General features: G+C 70.1%; 17 protein-coding genes. 7 read left to right on the top strand and 10 right to left on the bottom strand.

Translation table 11 applies throughout. The annotated features are described in order from the left end of the window. The first annotated feature begins 7 nt into the window (after positions 1 to 7). The gene (locus tag F6J84_RS15010) at positions 8 to 1,366 is read left to right on the top strand and encodes an ATP-dependent DNA helicase (RefSeq protein WP_150974559.1); all 1,359 of its coding nucleotides are present in this window, start codon (positions 8 to 10) and stop codon (positions 1,364 to 1,366) included. Positions 1,367 to 1,420: 54 nt separating this feature from the next. Here F6J84_RS15010 and F6J84_RS15005 read toward each other — a convergent pair whose 3' ends face one another. Then, positions 1,421 to 2,074: a biliverdin-producing heme oxygenase gene (locus F6J84_RS15005; protein WP_150974558.1), complete on the bottom strand. Its 654-nt coding sequence runs from the start codon at positions 2,072 to 2,074 to the stop codon at positions 1,421 to 1,423. Positions 2,075 to 2,145: 71 nt separating this feature from the next. Beyond that, positions 2,146 to 2,454 (bottom strand): DUF2470 domain-containing protein, encoded by a 309-nt coding sequence (locus F6J84_RS15000; protein ID WP_150974557.1) that lies wholly within the window; start codon positions 2,452 to 2,454, stop codon positions 2,146 to 2,148. Between the two features lie 79 nt (positions 2,455 to 2,533). On the opposite strand from F6J84_RS15000, the gene F6J84_RS14995 reads away from it, so the two are divergent. Both F6J84_RS14995 and F6J84_RS14990 read left to right on the top strand, forming a co-directional pair. Further along, positions 2,534 to 3,793 (top strand): serine hydrolase domain-containing protein, encoded by a 1,260-nt coding sequence (locus F6J84_RS14995; RefSeq protein ID WP_150974556.1) that lies wholly within the window; start codon positions 2,534 to 2,536, stop codon positions 3,791 to 3,793. Then, positions 3,790 to 4,713, top strand: a complete 924-nt coding sequence (locus tag F6J84_RS14990) for an EamA family transporter (RefSeq protein ID WP_150974555.1) — start codon at positions 3,790 to 3,792, stop codon at positions 4,711 to 4,713. Before F6J84_RS14995 ends, F6J84_RS14990 begins: the two co-directional genes overlap by 4 nt. On the opposite strand, the gene F6J84_RS14985 is transcribed toward F6J84_RS14990, so the two are convergent. After that, positions 4,710 to 5,666, bottom strand: coding sequence for a nucleoside hydrolase (locus F6J84_RS14985; RefSeq protein WP_150974554.1), 957 nt, complete (start codon positions 5,664 to 5,666; stop codon positions 4,710 to 4,712). The genes F6J84_RS14990 and F6J84_RS14985 overlap by 4 nt on opposite strands. A gap of 141 nt (positions 5,667 to 5,807) precedes the next feature. On the opposite strand from F6J84_RS14985, the gene F6J84_RS14980 reads away from it, so the two are divergent. Continuing rightward, positions 5,808 to 6,644, top strand: a complete 837-nt coding sequence (locus tag F6J84_RS14980) for a ribokinase (RefSeq protein ID WP_150974553.1) — start codon at positions 5,808 to 5,810, stop codon at positions 6,642 to 6,644. 64 nt (positions 6,645 to 6,708) lie between these two features. Here the strand turns inward: F6J84_RS14980 and dmpG are convergent, their stop codons facing one another. The 3 genes from dmpG to F6J84_RS14965 are packed head-to-tail and all read right to left on the bottom strand — an operon-like array spanning position 6,709 to position 9,465. Beyond that, on the bottom strand, positions 6,709 to 7,725 hold the full coding sequence (gene dmpG, locus F6J84_RS14975) for a 4-hydroxy-2-oxovalerate aldolase (protein ID WP_150974552.1): 1,017 nt from the start codon (positions 7,723 to 7,725) through the stop codon (positions 6,709 to 6,711). Beyond that, complete coding sequence (locus F6J84_RS14970; protein ID WP_150974551.1) at positions 7,722 to 8,675, bottom strand: acetaldehyde dehydrogenase (acetylating); 954 nt, start codon at positions 8,673 to 8,675, stop codon at positions 7,722 to 7,724. Before F6J84_RS14970 ends, dmpG begins: the two co-directional genes overlap by 4 nt. Before the next feature lie 43 nt (positions 8,676 to 8,718). After that, positions 8,719 to 9,465, bottom strand: coding sequence for a helix-turn-helix domain-containing protein (locus tag F6J84_RS14965; RefSeq protein WP_191905701.1), 747 nt, complete (start codon positions 9,463 to 9,465; stop codon positions 8,719 to 8,721). 141 nt (positions 9,466 to 9,606) lie between these two features. On the opposite strand from F6J84_RS14965, the gene F6J84_RS14960 reads away from it, so the two are divergent. Together F6J84_RS14960 and F6J84_RS14955 are read left to right on the top strand one after the other, a co-directional pair. Beyond that, entirely contained in the window at positions 9,607 to 10,806 is a 1,200-nt protein-coding gene (locus F6J84_RS14960; protein WP_150974549.1) for a flavin reductase, read from the top strand. Next, entirely contained in the window at positions 10,803 to 11,618 is an 816-nt protein-coding gene (locus F6J84_RS14955) for a 2-keto-4-pentenoate hydratase (RefSeq protein ID WP_150974548.1), read from the top strand. Before F6J84_RS14960 ends, F6J84_RS14955 begins: the two co-directional genes overlap by 4 nt. A 60-nt stretch (positions 11,619 to 11,678) precedes the next feature. Here the strand turns inward: F6J84_RS14955 and F6J84_RS14950 are convergent, their stop codons facing one another. From F6J84_RS14950 to F6J84_RS14935, 4 genes are read right to left on the bottom strand one after another with little or no spacing between them, the layout of a single operon-like run. After that, positions 11,679 to 12,512: an alpha/beta fold hydrolase gene (locus tag F6J84_RS14950; protein WP_150974547.1), complete on the bottom strand. Its 834-nt coding sequence runs from the start codon at positions 12,510 to 12,512 to the stop codon at positions 11,679 to 11,681. A gap of 20 nt (positions 12,513 to 12,532) precedes the next feature. After that, entirely contained in the window at positions 12,533 to 13,729 is a 1,197-nt protein-coding gene (locus F6J84_RS14945; protein ID WP_238702533.1) for an acyl-CoA dehydrogenase family protein, read from the bottom strand. A gap of 27 nt (positions 13,730 to 13,756) precedes the next feature. Continuing rightward, complete coding sequence (locus F6J84_RS14940; protein ID WP_150974545.1) at positions 13,757 to 14,680, bottom strand: VOC family protein; 924 nt, start codon at positions 14,678 to 14,680, stop codon at positions 13,757 to 13,759. 21 nt (positions 14,681 to 14,701) lie between these two features. Beyond that, positions 14,702 to 16,321: an ABC transporter substrate-binding protein gene (locus F6J84_RS14935; RefSeq protein ID WP_150974544.1), complete on the bottom strand. Its 1,620-nt coding sequence runs from the start codon at positions 16,319 to 16,321 to the stop codon at positions 14,702 to 14,704. Positions 16,322 to 16,482: 161 nt separating this feature from the next. Between F6J84_RS14935 and F6J84_RS14930 the strand changes: the two genes are divergently transcribed. Beyond that, on the top strand, positions 16,483 to 17,877 hold the full coding sequence (locus F6J84_RS14930; protein WP_150974543.1) for an MmgE/PrpD family protein: 1,395 nt from the start codon (positions 16,483 to 16,485) through the stop codon (positions 17,875 to 17,877). Position 17,878 lies beyond the last annotated feature (1 nt).

Here is a 17,878-nt window from a genome sequence, read left to right as displayed (position 1 = left end):
TGGTCTGGTGAACACCCCGCCTCTCTCCGCCGAGCAGGAGGCGCTCTACCGGCTCATCGAGGACACCCGGGAGCACGTGTTCGTCACCGGCCGCGCCGGGACCGGGAAGTCCACGCTCCTCCAGCACCTGGCCAGGAACACCAGCAAGCAGATCGCCGTATGCGCGCCGACCGGGGTCGCCGCGCTGAACGTCGAGGGCCAGACGATCCACTCCCTTTTCCGCCTCCCCATCGGTCTGATCGCCGGGAGCGACCTCGACCAGAACGACGCGACGCGGAAGATCCTGAACGCCATCGACACGCTCGTGATCGATGAGATCTCGATGGTCAACGCGGACCTGATGGACGGGATCGACCGGTCGCTGCGCCAGGCGCGGGGACGGCGCTCGGAACCCTTCGGCGGCGTCCAGGTCATCATGTTCGGCGACCCCTACCAGCTGGCCCCGGTGCCGCCCCGCGGGGACGAGCTGCGCTACGTGCGCGACCACTACCGCTCGTTCTGGTTCTTCGACGCCCACGTCTGGGCCGGCGAGCCCACCGGCGACGGCCTCGTGGATCTCGGCCGGTTCGGCGCCCAGTTGCACGTCCGGGAGCTGCGCGACATCCACCGCCAGTCCGACCCCGGCTTCAAGGCACTGCTGAACGCCGTGCGCCACGGGCACGTGACCGCCGACATGGCGAAGATCCTGAACGACACCGGCGCCCGGACGCCTCCCGCGGCGACCGGCGACGAGCCCCCGATCATCACGCTCGCGACCCGCAACGACCGCGTCAACGCGATCAACCGGCGGCATCTGGACGCCCTTCCCGGGCGGGCGCAGACGGCGCAGGCGGAGATCAACGGCGACTTCGGCCGCGGGGATGCCGGACACCCGGCGGATGCCGAGCTGCAACTGAAGGTCGGCGCGCAGGTGATGTTCCTGCGCAACGACAGCCAGCCCTTCGGCGAGACCGCCCGGTGGGTCAACGGAACGATCGGGACGGTCGTGAGGATCACCGGCGGGACGGTACGGGTGGAGATCGACGGGCGGGAGCACGACGTCGAGCCGGCCGTCTGGGAGCGCTTCCGGTACGCCTACAACCCCGCGACGCGCTCGCTCAGCCGGGAGATCGTCGCCGAGTTCACCCAGTTCCCCCTGCGCCTGGCGTGGGCGGTGACGATCCACAAGTCGCAGGGCAAGACGTACGACCGCGCCGTGGTCGACCTGGGGTCCGGTGCCTTCGCACCCGGTCAGACCTACGTCGCGCTCTCCCGGCTGACCTCGCTGGACGGGCTGTACCTCTCGCGGCCGCTGCGTCCATCCGATGTCCGGGTCGACCCCGACGTCGAGCGGTTCATGCGGAGCGCGCGCGGCGCCGCATCCTGAAACGCGTCATCGCCCGCTGCGACGGGCGCGGCGGGCGATGACGGCAAGCGGGTGTCAGGCGACGGCGGCGGCCTTCGCCCGGGAGAGGTCCTCGAACAGGTCGGTGTTGAACTGGTAGGCGACCAGGACCTCGTCGATCACGCGCTCCTTCTCGGCCTCGTCCCAGGGGGCGGCGTCGAGCTGCTCGCGGTAGTAGTCCTTGAACGCCTTCGGGTCCGCGATGTCGCCGAAGATGTAGAAGCCGATCCCATTGGTGTCGAATCCGAACAGGCGCTGCATGAGTTTGCCGATGAACTGGCCGCCGGAGAGGTCGCCCAGGTACCGGGTGTAGTGGTGCGCGACGAAACCGCCCGGCCAGGTCGCCCCCACCTGGTTGATCCGCTCCACGTAGCGGCGGGTCGTGGGCAGCGGCTCGATCTGCTCGCGCCAGTCCGGGCCGATGAGGAACTCGAGGTCCGCTTCGAGGGCGGGCAGGCGGGTCAGCTTGTCGTCGATGAACACGGCCGCGATCGGGTCCTGACGCATCCGCTCGGCGGCGCCTTCCAGCGCCTCGTAGATGAACCAGTGCTGCACGACGAGGGCGATGTAGTCCTCGCGGGTGCCCTCGCCCTTCATCAGGTCCGACATGAAGCCGGCGCCTTCGCTGCCGGAGTGCGCGCCGCTGGAACGCTCGCGCAGGGCGGTGGAGAAGCTGATCGGGTCGCTCATGCCGCTTACTATACCTTCAGCTAAGCGGAACCTTACTCACGTGTTCCGAAGGGCGGTCCAGGCCCCGCGGGTCAGTGCGGCCGCGGTTCGACGCCCAGCCGAGCGCAGGCCGCGTCGTACAGTGCGACCACTTCCCGGCGCACCTCGCGGCGCTCCGTGATCGAGCCGCCCGGCCACGGGACGCGCAGCGTCGTGGTCGCGCCCTCGGCGCTTGTGACCGCCCAGTCTCCGCCGTCGCCATCGAACCCCGTCATCGTGGCCGACACCGGTGCCGGATCGGCGCCGAAAGCCTGCGCGATCAGGATGTTGTCATCCGTGTGGTCGGAGTTCATGTGCCCCAGCACGCCGGCCAGGGTCTCATCGTCGAACGTGTGCGCCATCCTCCCAGCCTAGAGAGCGTCGTGACGGTGTTGTGACCTGCGTGTGTTTGAATGCTGGAGCACGATCACGGGGGTGTGCATGCCGAAACGCTCGGGTCTCAGACGACGCGTCGCCGCATCCTTGGCGGGCGCGGCCGTCGTCGTGCTCTCCATCACCGGATGCGGGGCCGATCCGTGGATCGAACTGGACCTCCCCGCGCAGGTCGACGGGGCGTTCCCCGAGGAGACGCAGGCCCAGCTGGAATCGGCCGTGAACTTCGCGATGGCGGCCACCGGGTCCACCGGCGCCGTGGTCGGCGTCTGGTCCCCGTGGAGCGGCTCCTGGGTGTCCGGGGTCGGCGAAGCATCCGCGGAGGACGTCTTCCGCGTGTCCGACCTCACCCGTCCGATGACCTGCGACGTGCTCTACTCGATGGTCGGCGAGGGCGTCGTCTCCCTCGACGACCGGGTGCGCGACCTCGTGCCGAGCGTCGCCGGCCTCTCCGACGTCACCCTCGGGATGCTCTGCGACGGGACGAGCGGATTCGGGTCGTACACGCCGATGCTGCAGCAGAAGTGGCTGGAGGTCCCGACCCGCCGCTGGAACCCCAACGAACTCGTCGCGTACGGCACCGTCGGCCAGGACGAGGCCGCTGTGGGCCAGACCTGGCGCGACTCCGACACCGGCTACGTCCTGCTCGGGATCGCCCTGCAGAACGCCGTGAAGCAGTCCGCCGCGAGCCTGCTCGCGGACAAGGTGTTCGACCCGCTGGGTCTCGAGGCCACCCGGCTCCCGGGCCGCGAGGCGGCGCCCGCCGGCGACCCCGTGCTGCGCGGCTACCTGTCCGAGCCCGGTGAGGACGGCGCGCTGAACTGCGCCGAACCCCGTGACATCACCGAGCTGTCCGCCAGCATCGGTTTCACCAACGGCGGAGTGGTCTCCACGATCACGGACGTCGGCCGGTACACGCAGGCGCTCGCCACCGGTGCGCTCCTGCCCGACGGCGTCGACCGGTTCGGCTCGCCGCACGCGCTCGCCGCCGATCTGCCCTCCTGGCTGACCACGGCCGGCGGGGCGGTCCAGGCAGGCTCCTTGATCGGGCAGTTCGGCTCGGTGCCCGGCTACATCAGTGCCGCCTTCGCCGACCCCGCGACCGGGATGACGGTCGCCGTCGTGCTGAACAACTCGGCCGCATCCGACCTCGTCGGGGCCTACCTGGCCTGGGAGCTCGCCTCCATCGCGTCCAAGGCGCCTGCCGCGAGCGGGGAGACCGCTCCGGACGCCGGTCTGCCCTGGACCGCCCAGCAGTACCACGACGCGATCGCCGCCGCCGCGGTCTGCCCGCTGCCCGAGTCGTGACCCGCACGGTGGCGGGACCCGCCGTCGTCTTCGTGCTCGTCGGTCTCGCCTGCCAGGAGGTGGGTGCGTCCCTCGCCGTGCTGCTGTTCCCGCAGGTGGGCCCGCTCGGCATGGTCATGCTGCGGCTCCTGTTCGCCGCCGTCGTGCTCCTCCTGATCGCCCGGCCGTCGCTGCGCGGTCACTCCCGGGCCGCGTGGGGAGCCGTCGTGCGCTTCGGCGTGGTGCTCGCCACGATGAACGGACTGTTCTACCTGGCGCTCGAGCGTCTCCCGCTGGGCGTCACCGTCACGATCGAGGTGCTGGGACCCCTGGTGCTGTCCATCGTGGCCGCGCGCCGGGCCTCGGCCTGGGTGTGGGCGGTGATCGCGTTCGCGGGCGTGGCGGCCCTCGGCGGCGGCGGGTGGGACCGCCTCGACCTGCTGGGCGTCCTGTTCGCCCTGGGGGCGGCTGCGAGCTGGGCGTTCTACATCCTCGCCTCCGCCCGCGTCGGGCGGGAGTTCCCCCGTCTGGACGGGCTCGCCCTCGCGATGGCGGTCGGGGCGGTGCTCTCACTTCCCTTCGGGATCGTGGATGCGGGGGCGGCGCTCCTCCAGCCGGACCTCCTCGCGATGGGGTTCGCGGTCGCGATGCTCTCCTCGACGATCCCCTATGCCCTGGAGCTCGTGGCGCTGCGGAGGCTGGCGGCATCCGTCTTCGCGATCATGATGAGCCTCGGGCCGGCCACCGCCTCGATCGCCGGGTTCCTGCTGCTCGGCCAGCACCTGAACGTGCTCGAGATCGCCGGCATCGCCCTGGTCATCGCGGCCAGCATGGGCGCCGTGATCACCGGCACCCGTCCCCGGCGGGGCGGCAGCGGCCCGTCCCCGGCGCCGGTGGGCCCCGTCCCGGTGGGTCCGGCGCCGGCCGAACCCCTGGCCTAGCGGGCGAGGATCGTCTCCACGAGGTGGGCGCCGATGGGGGCATCCACCTCCAGCACGACGCGGGTGCGGACCCCCTCGTGGTCCCGCGCCGCCACGCGCTGCCCGCGCAGGTCCGCGATGGTCTGGCCGCGTCCGGGTCCCCAGGACGTGTCCACCACGACGGGGACGCGGGGGGCGCGGGTGGGGGAGACCCCTCCTGCGGCGATCACGGCGGCGAGGGGATCGTGCAGGGCGCAGGTGCGGCGGCCGTAGGTCGCGACGTAGAAGTCGAAGTAGTGATCGAGGATCTCGCCCACGGCGCGGACGAAGGGGCGGTCGTCGGCGAGCAGCATCCCGCGCTGCTCCTCGCTCAGCGTGTGTTCGAGCGTCACGTCGAGCGGCACGAGGGTGACATCCCAGTCCGCCTCGATCAGCGCGGCAGCGGCCTGCGGGTCGTTGTGCACGTTCGCCTCGGATGCCGGGGAGATGTTGCCGGGCGCGAGGGCCGCTCCGCCCATGGCGGTGACCTCGGCGACTCGGGAGGGCAGGGTCGGGTCCTGCTCCAGCGCGTGCGCGATGTTCGTCATCGGCCCGATGGTCAGGACGTGCAGCCGGCCCGCGTACCGGTGCGACAGGTCGATCAGCAGCTCTGCCGCGCTCCGGGTGTCGACCGCCGCCGGGGAGCGGGGGATCTCGACGTCGCCGATGCCGTTCTCGCCGTGCACCCACGCCGCACCGCCGCCGTAGGGGTGGTCCAGGTGGTCGTGCGCACCGAGGGCCACCGGGATGCCGTCGTGCCCGGCGAGGTGGAGCAGGTCGAGGGTGTTGCGCGCTGCCTGCGCGGCCGTGGTGTTGCCGCTCACGGTGCCGATGCCGACCACCTCGACGGCGGGCGAGGCGAGCAGGTACGCCAGGGCGACGGTGTCGTCGATGCCGGTGTCGCAGTCCAGATAGACGGGGATGGGGGTGGTCATGCTGCTCCTCGGATGTCGACGTGACGGTGGACCCCGTTGTCCCGGCGCCCGGCGTACGGGCCCCTTCGGTTATAGCGGCATCGTGTGTCCGGTGCATGACGGGACACCGTCCGCGCCCGCGCCGCGTGGTGGAATGGGTGGATGGCATCTGATCTGGGCGCGCTGTGCGTGGTGGGAAGTATCAACGTCGACGTGACGGCATCCGTGGTCCGCCTGCCCGGAGCGGGCGAGACCGTGCTGGGCGGGACGCTGCGTCGCGATGCCGGCGGCAAGGGCGCGAACCAGGCGGTCGCGGCTGCGCGGCTCGGCGGGCGGGTCCGCATGGTCGGCGCGGTCGGCGACGACACCGACGGGCTGGGGATGCTGCAGAACCTCACCGACGCCGGTGTGGACGCGAGTGGGGTGTGGGTCGTCGATTCGCCCACCGGGACCGCCCTCATCACGGTCGACGACGCCGGCGAGAACCAGATCGTGGTCTGCCCGGGGGCGAACCAGGACGTGACGGTGGACGGCACGGAGTTCGGCGCGGAGGAGGCGGTGCTGGTGCAGCTCGAGATCCCGCTGCCCGTGGTGGAGGCGCTCGCCGCCACCGTCCCCGGCTATCTGGCGATCAACGCCGCGCCGGCGCAGTCGTTGCCCGCCGCTCTGGTCGCCCGCGCCGATCTGATCATCGTGAACGAGACGGAGTACGCCCTGCTGCCGGAGCTGGCGGCGGCGTCCCTCGTCGCAGTCACCTACGGCTCCGCCGGTGCCGCACTGCTGAGCGCCGGGCGCGAGATCGTCCGCGTCCCGGCTCCGGCCGTGCGGTCGGTGAGCTCGGTGGGAGCGGGGGACGCCTTCTGCGCCGCGCTCACGCTGGCACTGCACGCCGGCTGGGAACCCGAGCGGGCTCTGCGGGCCGCCTGTGCCGTGGGCGCGGATGCGGTCACCCACCTCGGCGCCCAGCCACCGCTGCGGAGCCTCGAGACCTACGCCTGAGCGCGGTGCGCACTGCGGTGCGCGGATGGCGGAGGTGCCGTCCGCGCACCGCGGATCGTGCGGATCAGACGGCAGCGCGCGCCGCCACGAGATCGAGCGAGATATCCGTGATCATGTCCTCCTGGCCGCCGACGAGACGGCGGTTCCCGACCTCGACGAGGATGTCCCTGGCGTCCAGTCCGTAGATCTCGCCGGCGCGTTCGGCGTGCCGCAGGAAGCTCGAGTAGGCGCCGGCGTATCCCAGCGAGAGGGTTTCCCGGTCGACCTGCACGGGGCGGTCGTGCAGCGGACGCACGATGTCGTCGGCGGCATCCTGAAGCGTGAACAGGTCGGCGGCGACATCCCAGCCCTGGAGGCGCGCGACCGCGACGAAGGGTTCGATGGGGGTGTTTCCGGCCCCCGCGCCGTGACCGGCCAGCGAGGCGTCGACGCGGTACGCGCCCTCCTCGACCGCGACCACCGAGTTGGCCACCGCGAGCGAGAGGTTCTGATGGGCGTGGATGCCGATCTCGGTCTCCGGGCGCAGGACGTCCCGGTAGGCGCGCACCCGTTCCCGGACCCCGTCCATCGTCAGCCGGCCCGCAGAATCGGTGACGTACACGCAATTGGCCCCGTAGGACTCCATGAGCTTCGCCTGCTGGGCGAGGCTCTGGGGGTCGTTGAGGTGCGACATCATGAGGAAGCCCGAGACATCCATGCCCCATTCCCGGGCGGCCTGGATGTGCTGGGCGGAGACGTCCGCTTCCGTGCAGTGCGTCGCGATGCGCACCGACCGCACACCCAGATCGAACGCCCGTCGCAGGTCGTGGAGGGTGCCGATGCCGGGCAGCAGCAGCGTCGTCAGCACCGCGTTCTTCACGACCCCCGCGACCGCCTCGATCCACTCCCAGTCGCTGTGGGAGCCGGGTCCGTAGGTGAGCGAGCTTCCGGAGAGGCCGTCGCCGTGGGCGACTTCGATCGCGTCGACGCCGGCCGCGTCGAGTGCGGCGGCGATACGGGCCGCCGTGCGGGGGTCCAACTGGTGCCGGATGGCGTGCATCCCGTCACGGATGGTGACGTCCTGCAGGTAGATCTTCGTCATGCGACGGCCTCCTTCGCCGTGCGAGCGGCCATCCGCTCGGCGGTGCGCAACGCGGCGCTGGTCATGATGTCGAGGTTCCCGGCGTAGCTGGGCAGGTACATGGCTGCTCCCTCCACCTCGAGGAAAACGCTCACCTGCGTGTAGCCGCCGGTCTGGACCCGGTCCGCCGGCACCAGGGTGTCCGCTTCGGTCCCCCGGTCGAGGAATTGCACGGTCTGCTTCAGCCGGTAGCCCGGAACGTATTCCGCGACCGCCGCGCACTGCGCCTCGACGGCTGCGACGATTGCGGCCCGCGTCTGCTCGTCCAGCCGTGAGGTGAGCACCTGCACGGTGTCGCGCATGATCATCGGGGGCTCGGCGGGGTTCATCACGATGATCGCCTTGCCGCGTGCGGCACCGCCGACCTCTTCGATCGCCTTCGAGGTCGTCTCGGTGAACTCGTCGATGTTCGCGCGCGTGCCCGGGCCCGCGGACTTGGAGGCGATGGAGGCGACGATCTCGGCATAGTGCACCGGGGTGACCGAGCTGACCGCCGCGACCATCGGGATCGTCGCCTGGCCCCCGCACGTCACCATGTTGACGTCCTGGGCGTCGGGGTGGTCGTCGAGGTTGACGACGGGGACAACGTAGGGGCCGATCGCCGCCGGCGTGAGGTCGACGAGCCTCTTCCCCAGGGGGAGCAGCTTCTCTGCGTTCGCCCGGTGGGCTCCCGCGCTCGTCGCGTCGAAGACGATCTCGATCTCGTCGAATCCGGCGCTGGCGATGAGGCCGTCGACGCCCTCGGCGGTGGTGGGGATGCCCAGACGTGCCGCACGGGCGAGGCCGTCGGAGTCCGGGTCGATGCCCACGAGCATCCCGACCTCGAGCGTCTCGGAGAGGCGCATCACTTTGAACATCAGGTCGGTGCCGATGTTTCCCGATCCGATGATCGCGATCTTGGTCCTGGTCATACGGTTTCCTTCGGTGAGGGATGGACGGAGCTGGGGGCCGTGCTCAGGCGGCGGTGCGCTGCGACGCGATGTGCTGTGCAGCGCTGCGGAGCAGGTTCGCGAGGGAGGTCACGGTCCGGCGATCGCGGGTCGTCATGACCAGGGCGCCGATACCGTCGCCGCCGAGGTCGACGGCGACGGCCACGTCGGTGAGGTCGTGGCGGCGCGGATGCGGCGCCGCGAGGACGACGCCCACGCCCTCGCGGGAGAGGGGGGAGGCGAGCATGCTGATGCCCTTCTCGGACATCTCCGCTGCCGACGTGCTGCGCCCGATGCGGTATTCGATGGCAGCCGTGGCTGCCGCGCTGGCGACCCGCGCGCGTGATTCCGTGCCCGGCAGGACGCCGACGCGTTCGATGATGATGGCTTCCGCGCCGTCGAGCACCGCATACCCGGTCGTGCACTTGGTGCCGGCGAACAGCTCGCACAGGTACGGGTAGGCGTATTCGGCGCTCGTCCCGTATCGGGTCCGCCGGGCCTGGGTGCCGAGCAGCTCCAGGTCGGGGCTCAGCACGTAGCTCGCCCCCGATCGCTCGAGGAAGCCGGACTGCTCGAGCGTGGCCAGGAGCCGGAACGCGGTGGATTTCGGCACGCCGGCACGGCGGGCGAGGTCGGTCAGACCGAGCGGGCCCTCGGCGCCGCGGAAGACGTTCAGCATCTGCAGCACGCGCGTCGCGGATTTACCCCCGGTCGGGTAGCTCGGCTCGTCGCCGGTGCGCCGCGGCAGGGTCTGCGGGATGAGGTCCGTCATTGGTGTCTCCGATCGACACATCGTTGTGTTCCATAGCGCGAACCTGTGCTTCGAGATTTACAAAGTAGGCGCTACAGAGGAAGTGTAGTGATTACTTTGTTGTCGCGCCAAACCCGTCGCGACCTCACGAAAGGAGCGGGCATGCCCACGCAAGAGGGCCACACCGTCGCCGTCGATCCCCAGGATTTCCGGACGGCACTCGGCCACTATCCGACCGGCGTCGCCGTCATCACCGCAGAGGAGGAGGACGGGTCGATCGTCGCGATGGTCGTCGGCTCGTTCGCGTCGGTCTCGCTGGACCCGCCGCTCGTGTCCTTCCTGCCCACCAGGGAGTCGTCGCGCTTCGCGCGCATCCGGGCGGCCGGGCGGTTCTGCGTCAACGTGCTGTCCGCTCATCAGGAGCAGGTCTGCCGCACGGTGGGCCGTCAGGGCAGCGAAGGGCTGGGTGGCATCGCATGGTCCCGCTCCGCGAGCGGGCTGCCCGTGCTCGACGGTGCGGTGGCCGCCATCGAATGCGACCTCGATTCCGTGTCGGACGCAGGTGACCACTACATCGTGCTGGGTGCGGTGACTTCGCTGCGGGTGCTCGACCCGGTGCCGCCCCTGCTGTTCTTCCAGGGTGGATACGGCGCGTTCATCCCCTCCGCCGCGAACCAGCGGCACGACCTCGCGCTGATCGAAGCGGGCCGTGTCGCGGAGCGAGCCCGTGGCGTGATGGCGGAACTGGCATCGGCCGTCTCCGGCGAATGCGACCTGTTGGTCCCCGCCGGTGAGAACCTCGTCGTGGCCGCGACCGTAGCCGCGGAGGGCGTCTCGACCCGCGCCCGGGTGGCCGGCCGGGTGCCGCTCGTGCCGCCGCTGGGCGAGGCGTACGTGGCCTTCGCGGAGAAGCCCGTGCAGGACGCCTGGGTCGGCAACCGTGTGCTGGCCGACGATCCGAGCCTCGTCCAGGAGTGCCGGCGCCGCCTCGAGGAGGTCCGGGCTCGCGGCTGGGCCGTATCCCGTTCGGGCGTTCTCACCGATGCTGACCTGCAGGACGCGCTCAACACCTACGCGTTCGGGACACCGACGCCCGCGAGCCTGCGCGCCGTCCACGAGACCGTGCGTACCTCGGTCGGGCACTACGACCCCCTGGATCTCAACGGGGAGGGCGAGCTGCCGGTGGGCACGCTCGTCGCACCGGTGCTGGATGGCGACGGCGAGCCCACTGCTGTCGTGCGGATCTCACAGATGTCGAGCCCAGCCTCGGCCGCGCAGATCCGGCGCTGGGCCGACGCCCTGACGACGGCGTGCGCCCGCATCGCCGCACTGACCGCACCGACGAACGGAGACCGGCCATGACCACCACCGATCACAGCGCGGGCCTGGCGCTGCGGCACACCCGCACCCGGATCGCCGAGCAGCTTCGCAACGCCGAGGCGTCGGGGCTCCCGATCGTGGCCGTCTCCAGCGCCCACCCCGAGCTCACCCTGGAGGACGCCTACGCCATCCAGGCGATCAACATCGAGCGGCGCCTGCGCTTCGGCGAACGCATCGTCGGACGCAAGATCGGGCTGACCTCCGAGGCCATGCAACGTCAGCTCGGTGTCGACCAGCCGGATGTCGGTGCCATCACCGACCGGATGGTGCTCGCCGACGGTGATGCCATCCCGCTCGATCGGATGATCGCGGGTCGCATCGAGGCGGAGTTCGCGTTCCGCATCGGGCGCACGCTCCCGGCAGGAGAGCCCCGCCTCGATGAACTCGTCGAGGCCATCTCCGGCGTCGCGCTCTCCGCGGAGATCATCGACAGCCGGATCAAGGACTGGAAGATCGGCCTCATCGACACCGTGGCCGACAACGCCTCGTCCGCCTTCATCGCGCACGGAGAATGGCTTCCGGCTTCGGCGGAGCTGCTGGAGAGCCTGCCCGGGACGGTCATCCGGCTCGAGATCGACGGGGTGCAGGCGGCGGAAGGACCGGGATCCGCGGTGCTCGGCGACCCCCTGCGCGCTCTGCTCTGGCTGGCTCGCACGCTCGGACAGTCCGGCGTCGGCCTGGTCGAGGGGGACGTCGTGCTCGCGGGTGCCGTGCATGCGAGCATCGATCTCACCGCGGGCAGCGTCTACACGATCGCCGCTGAGGGCTTCGGTCCGGTACGCCTGACGACCTGACCCCCGCATACGTTGAGGGCCCGTCGCGGAATGCGACGGGCCCTCAACGTATGCACGGCCTCAGTGCGAGGAGACGAAACCCTCCACCAGCCGGTTGAACTCCGCGGCGTGCTCCAGCTGGAGCCAGTGACCACAGCGGTTCATCAGCACGAGCCGGGCGTCCGGGATGAGCTGCACCAGTCTCAGCGAAGCCTCGAAGTGCACGACGCGGTCGTCCCGGCCGTGCAGGGCGAGCGTGGGCACGCGACTCGCGACGAGTGCGTCCCAGTCCGGCGTGTACCGCGGCCGCCGCATCCCCGCGATGAAGTTCTCCAGGTGCTGCGGGTTCTCCCGCGCTGCCGCGGAGCGCGCCTGCACGAGCTCCTCGGTCGCGAACGCCGGGTCGTGCGTCATGATGTCCACCAAGGCCCGCATCCCATCCGGGGACGGATCGCGGTACGCCTGCTGAAGGATCTTCAATCCCTCACTCGGCCCTGCGGGACCGAGGAGGGACGGCCCGCCCGCACCCGAGCCCATCGTGATCAGGTGCGAGACCCGCTCCGGGTGTCGAGCGCTGAGCTGGACGGAGGTCACGCCTCCCATGGAGTTGCCGACGAACGCCGCCCGATCGATGTCGAGCGCATCCAGCAGCTGGATGGCCGCCTTCACGTGGTTCCGCTCGTCCGCCGTCACCGGGTCGGACTTGCCCCAGCCCGGCATGTCGACTGCGATGACGCGGAACTTCTGCGCCAGGTGCGCGATGTTCGGCCGGAAGTTGTTCCAGCCGGTCGCGCCCGGGCCGCTCCCGTGCAGCAGCACGATGGGATGCCCGCTCCCCGCTTCGCGGTAGTGGATGCGCCAATCACGCGTCTGGACGAACTGACCGGGGATCTCCCCCGCATCGATGGTGCTCATTGGTTCAGTCCCTCCAGATCTCACGCGCGGGCGTGCGGCGGCAGCTCGAGTCCGAAGCTGTCCAGTGCCCAGTGCATGTACAGGGGCTCCACCACGTTCGAGATGTGGTTGCGGCCCGCGTGCATGTCGCGCCACTTGCGCTGGATCGGCGCCGACATCTGCAGCGAGTTGCCACCGGAGTGCATGAACAGCTTGTCGGCCGCGTCGACGGCGCGTGCCACGGCCCGACCCTGGTTGCGACGCATCTCCAGGCGCGCCGACAGCGGCACCGTCTCACCCGTGGCGGCGAGATCGAACATCTTGTCCATGTCGGAGATGAGATGCGTGATGCTCGCCTGGATGTCGGCGGCGGCCTCACCGTAGACGGACAACTGGAACGGGTCCTTCGCGACGGCGAGGCCGTTGACGTTCTTGCGACCGCTCGTGTACTTCGCGTACTCGGCCAGCACACCCGCGGCCATGGCGATCGTGCCGGTCGAGATGGCTCCCGAGAACAGCGACTGACGCGGAATCGAGTACAGGGGGTTGGTGAGGCCCACCTCGCGCCCCCGCGTGCCGGCGGCGATCGGGACCTGGTCGATGACCCGGTACTCCGGCACGAAGACATCCTTGATGACGATGTCCTTGCTGCCGGTCCCGCGCAGCCCCATGACGTCCCAGGAATCCTCCAGGATCTCGTAGTCACGACGTGGGATGACGAAGTGACGGGTGTCGTTGCGGTGGTTGACCCCGTCCGCATCCGTCACCCAGCCGCCGATCATCACCCAGTCGCAGTGATCGGTGCCGCTGGAGAACGTCCAGTGGCCGTTGAAGATGTAGCCGCCGTCGACGGGCCGCGCTTCCCCCTGCGGGGCATAGGGTGAGGCCATCCAGACGTCGGGATCCTCGCCCCACACATCGTCCTGGAGCTGTTGGTTGGTCTGCGCGAGCTCGTGCGCGTGGACGCCGACGACGCCGGTCACCCAGCCCGCCGAACCGTTGTTCATGCCGATCGTGAGGCATGCCCGCACGTAGTCCGAGGGGTGGGTCTCGAACCCGCCGTAGGCGGCGGGCTGCAGCATCCGCATCACACCGCTTTCACGGAGTGCGGCGGCGGCTCGGTCCGTGAGCCGACCGAGTTCGTCGCTCGGGCCCTCCTCTTCGGCGAAGACGGAGAGGTACTCGTCCACGCGCTCGAGGACGTTGAAGGTGGGTACCGGGTGAACCGGCGTCGTCACAGCAGTCATCGTTTCTCCGGGTCTCGTTCAGCCGTCGTGCTCGGCAGGATCGGCCGGGTTGATGGGGACGCGCCGCTGGTGACCCCAGTAGTGCGCGGAGCGGTACCGCGTGGGGGTCCAGGTGGCGTCGTCGATCTCGATCCCGCCGGTGCCGTACTCGATACCGAAGTCGGAGGGGGAGCGGACGTAGAAGGAGACCATCTTGTCGTTCGTGTGCTTGCCGAGCGTCGAGAGCACGGGGGCGGCGCCCTCCTCGTCGACCTTGTCCCAGGCCCGTCCGATGATGTCCAGATCCGAGACCTCGAACATGAGGTGGCCGACGACCGGCTCGTGGCCGGGGAGATGCGCGAACGCGACGGTGTGGTGCCGCGGGTTGCAGTGGAAGAAGTTCAGGTCGATCGACCCGTCGGGTCCCGTCTCGATGTGGTCGCTGAGGCGGAAGCCCAGGATGTCGACGAACAGGCGCCGGTACACCTCGACGTCGTTCACCTTCAGGAACGCGTGCCCGAGGCCGCCTTCACCGGTCACGAACGTCGCGCCGGCCGGAGAGACGAAGCGGTCCTGGGACTCGCGGAGCCCGTAATACAGCTCGTAGGTGGCGATCCCGTCCGGGTCGGGGAAGCTCGCCAGCGCGCTGACGCTGCGCTGGCGAGCCTCCTCGCGGGAGTGCACCGCCACCTCGTGCCCGTCGGCCTGCAGGCGGGCGACGATCTCGGCGAGCTCCTCCGGGCCGCCGACCTCCCAGCCCAGCACGCGGATGCCGTTCGTCTCCGCCTTGTTGACGATGAGACGGTACTCCTTCTCATCCATGCGGAAGACGAGTCGGTCGTTCGTGCGCTCCGAGAGCTGGAGTCCGAGCAGGTCCGAGGCGAACGCGACCCACGCATCGAGGTCGGTCGCATCCGTGATCGCGTAGCCGAGGCTGCGGATTCCGGGAGAGGTGGCGGTCATGATTCTTCCTTCCGATTCCTGTTAGTCCTGAAGGGCCCAGACGAGACGCCAGTCGGGCTCGTCGATACCGACCCGGTTGCCCGGGAAGCCGCCCACCTTGTCGCCCACGTACCATCCGAGTTCGTGCGAGAGCAGCGGGATGATCGGCATCCAGGCGGTCAGCTCCTCCTGGAGCTCACCCAGCAGCGCGAAGCGCTTCTGGCCGTCGCCCTCGCTGAGGAGCTTGTCGAGCACGGCGTCGATCTCGGCGTTCTCCACGTGGGTGTAGTTGGCCGGCGAGCCGGAACGGTAGTTGCGGTTGACCTGGTTGATCGCCTCGGCGCGCACGTCCGCGAAGCGGAGCTGGCTGTCGAAGTTGCCCGACTGTGCGTCGGTGACCATGCTGGGCTGGTCCGCGATGGCGATCTCCGCCTTGATCCCGACGTCGTCGAGCATCTGCTGGATGAGTGCCGCCTGACGCTGGAACTCCGGCGGCGACGTCGTGGTGAGGGTGAACGACACGTCGTTCCCGGTCTCGGCGGTGTACTCGGCGACGAGCGCTGCCGCGGCGTCGGGGTCGAAGCCCGGCCACTCGGTGTCGATGTAGGCGGGGTTCGTCTCGGGGAAGATCCCGGTCATCGGAGTGTGCAGGCCCTCGAACACGGTCTGGTTGAGCGCGTCCAGGCTGATCGCCTGAGCGAGCGCCGTGCGGACGCGGATGTCGTCGAACGGGGGCTTCGAGAGGTTCAGCAGGACGTCGTAGTACGTGCCCTGGGGCTGGTGCAGCGCGACCAGGCCGTTCTCGGACGCGTCGCGCAGGTCGAGGCCGGACTGGGTGGGTGCCAGGTCGATGTCGCCGGCGATGGCGGCGGACAGTCGGGACTGGGTGTCCGTGGCGGTCACGAAGCGGATCTCGTCGAGGTACGGCTGCCCCTCGATGCGGTAGTCCTCGTTCTTCTCCAGGACGATGTCGCCGCCGGACTGGAACGACTTGAGCTTGAACGGTCCCACGCCGACCGGGTGCAGACCGATCTGGTCGCCGTAGGTCGCCACCGCGGTGGGCGAGGGGATGAGGCCCGGGCCGCCGGGCTGGCCCCACACGAAGATCCGCGGGAAGAGGATGTTCGGCTCGCGCAGGGTGAAGACCACGGTCTGCGGGTCCGGCGACTCCATCGATTCGATGGTGCGCACGTCGCCCGCGGAACGGGACTGGGAGCCCTCGGCGCCGAGGCGGGTGAGGTGCTGGATGACGGCATCCGCGTTGAAGTCGGTTCCGTCGGTGAAGGTCACGCCGCTCGGGAGCTTCATGGTCCACGTCTTGCCGTCGTCGGTGGTCTCGATCGACTCGGCGAGCTCGGGGACCACGTTGGCGTCGTCGTCGTAGACGAAGAGCGAATCGAAGATCGCGCGCATGGCCACGGCGCCGGTGAACGGAGCCGCGGCGGGGTCGAGGGACTCGACCGGAGCATTCATCGCGGCGGTGAGGGAGCCGCCGGGCTGCGGCTCACCCCGCTCCAGCGTCTGCGCACCGGACGAGGTGACGCCGACTCCGAGCGGGAGGTCTGTCGTGGGAGCCGTGCTGCCGCTGTCGCTGCTGCCGCTGCACCCGGTCAACCCGAGCGCGACCACGGCCGCGAGGGCGAGGAACCGAACTTTCTTCATTGAGAGCCTTCTCCTGGGTAAGCCCGGCGCTGACCGGACTGTTGTGTAGTGGTTACATTGTTGCCACTCGGCCTCCGCAGGCTGTGATCTGTCTCACGCTGCGGACCGCGCGGCCCCACTGGCGCCCCGAGCTGTAGGGCGCTGCGTGGTAGTGTACACACGTGTATACAGCTCGTGATTCCCCGCCCGCGACGCTTGCCGATGCCCTCGCCGGATGGGCCGTGTCCGTGGATCCCGATGCCCTGGACCCGGTTCTGCGCGAGCGGGTGTCGAACTCGATCGTGGACACCGTGGGCGTCGCGGTCGCCGGGGTCCTGCAGCCGGAATTCCAACCCGTCCGATCGTTCCTCGACGGCACCGGTACGGGCGAGAGCGGCGCTTCCTGCATCTGGGGCGACGACGAACGCGTGCCCGCGGCCGTCGCCGCGTTCGCCAACGGGACAGCGGGGCACCTGCTGGACTTCGACGACGTGCACTACCTGATCCACGGGCATCCGAGCACCGTGCTGCTGCCGGCGGTGCTGGCCACCGCGCAGGACGTGGGAGCGGACGGGGCGGCCGTGCTGCGCGGATTCGTCGCGGGACTCGGCGTGATGGCGGCCGTGGCGCGTGCATTCGGTCCGGAGCACTACTCCCGGGGCTGGCACTCGACCTCCACCTGCGGGGTCATCGGGGCCGCGGCCGGATGCGCGGTGACGCGCGGGCTGGACGCGGACCGGGTCGCCAACGCGATCGTGATCGCCGTGTCCATGGCGCAGGGCGTGCGGGCGAACTTCGGCACGCTGCTGAAGCCCATGCACGCGGGCTTCGCCGCGCGCTCCGGGGTGGAGGCGGCGGCCCTGAGTTCCTACGGCGTGGATGCTTCCCGCACCGCGCTCGAAGGGGCGCTCGGCGGTGTGTCCCTGTTCGGCGACGGAAGCTGGAGCCCCGCGGGCGACGATGACTTCGCGCTCCTGCTCCGGGATGCCGCCGAGGCCCCCGCCGATCTGGGCCTCAAGCTCTATCCCTGCTGCCGGGGCTCCCACTACTCCGTCGACGCGGCCCTCGAGGTGAGGGCTCAGCTCCCCGCCGACGTGGCCATCCATCGGATCGATGTCCGGGTCCCGCTCGGGACGAAGACGGCACTGATCTACGACGACCCGACCAGCGGCCTGGAGGCCAAGTTCAGCCTGCCGTACACGATCGCCACGTCGCTCGCGCGCGGCCTCCCGGTCGTTGAGCACTTCGACGACGCCGCGATCCAGGACGTCGTCGTGCGCGACCTCATGTCGAGGATGGTGGTGGAGCAGGACGAGAGCAACGGAGACCTGAGCTCCACCATGGAGGGGCGCTACGCCGACATCACGGTCACGGATGCCGAGGGTCGGTCGTGGCGGGCGAGGGTGGACGATGCCCGCGGATCGGCGACCCGGCCGCTGACGGCCGAGGACGTCGACGCGAAGTTCCGGGCCGCCGTGGCTCCGGTGCGGGGACGCGCCGCGGCCGATACCCTGCTCGGCCGGCTGCGTTCGCTCACGAGCGAACGCAGCGTGCGCACGCTGTTCAGCGTCGCCTGAC

It is taken from the genome of Microbacterium caowuchunii (genome assembly GCF_008727755.1).
Lineage (GTDB): Bacteria > Actinomycetota > Actinomycetes > Actinomycetales > Microbacteriaceae > Microbacterium > Microbacterium caowuchunii.
Note: the sequence above shows the minus strand (reverse complement) of the source record. Positions and strands in the feature narration are given on the sequence as shown.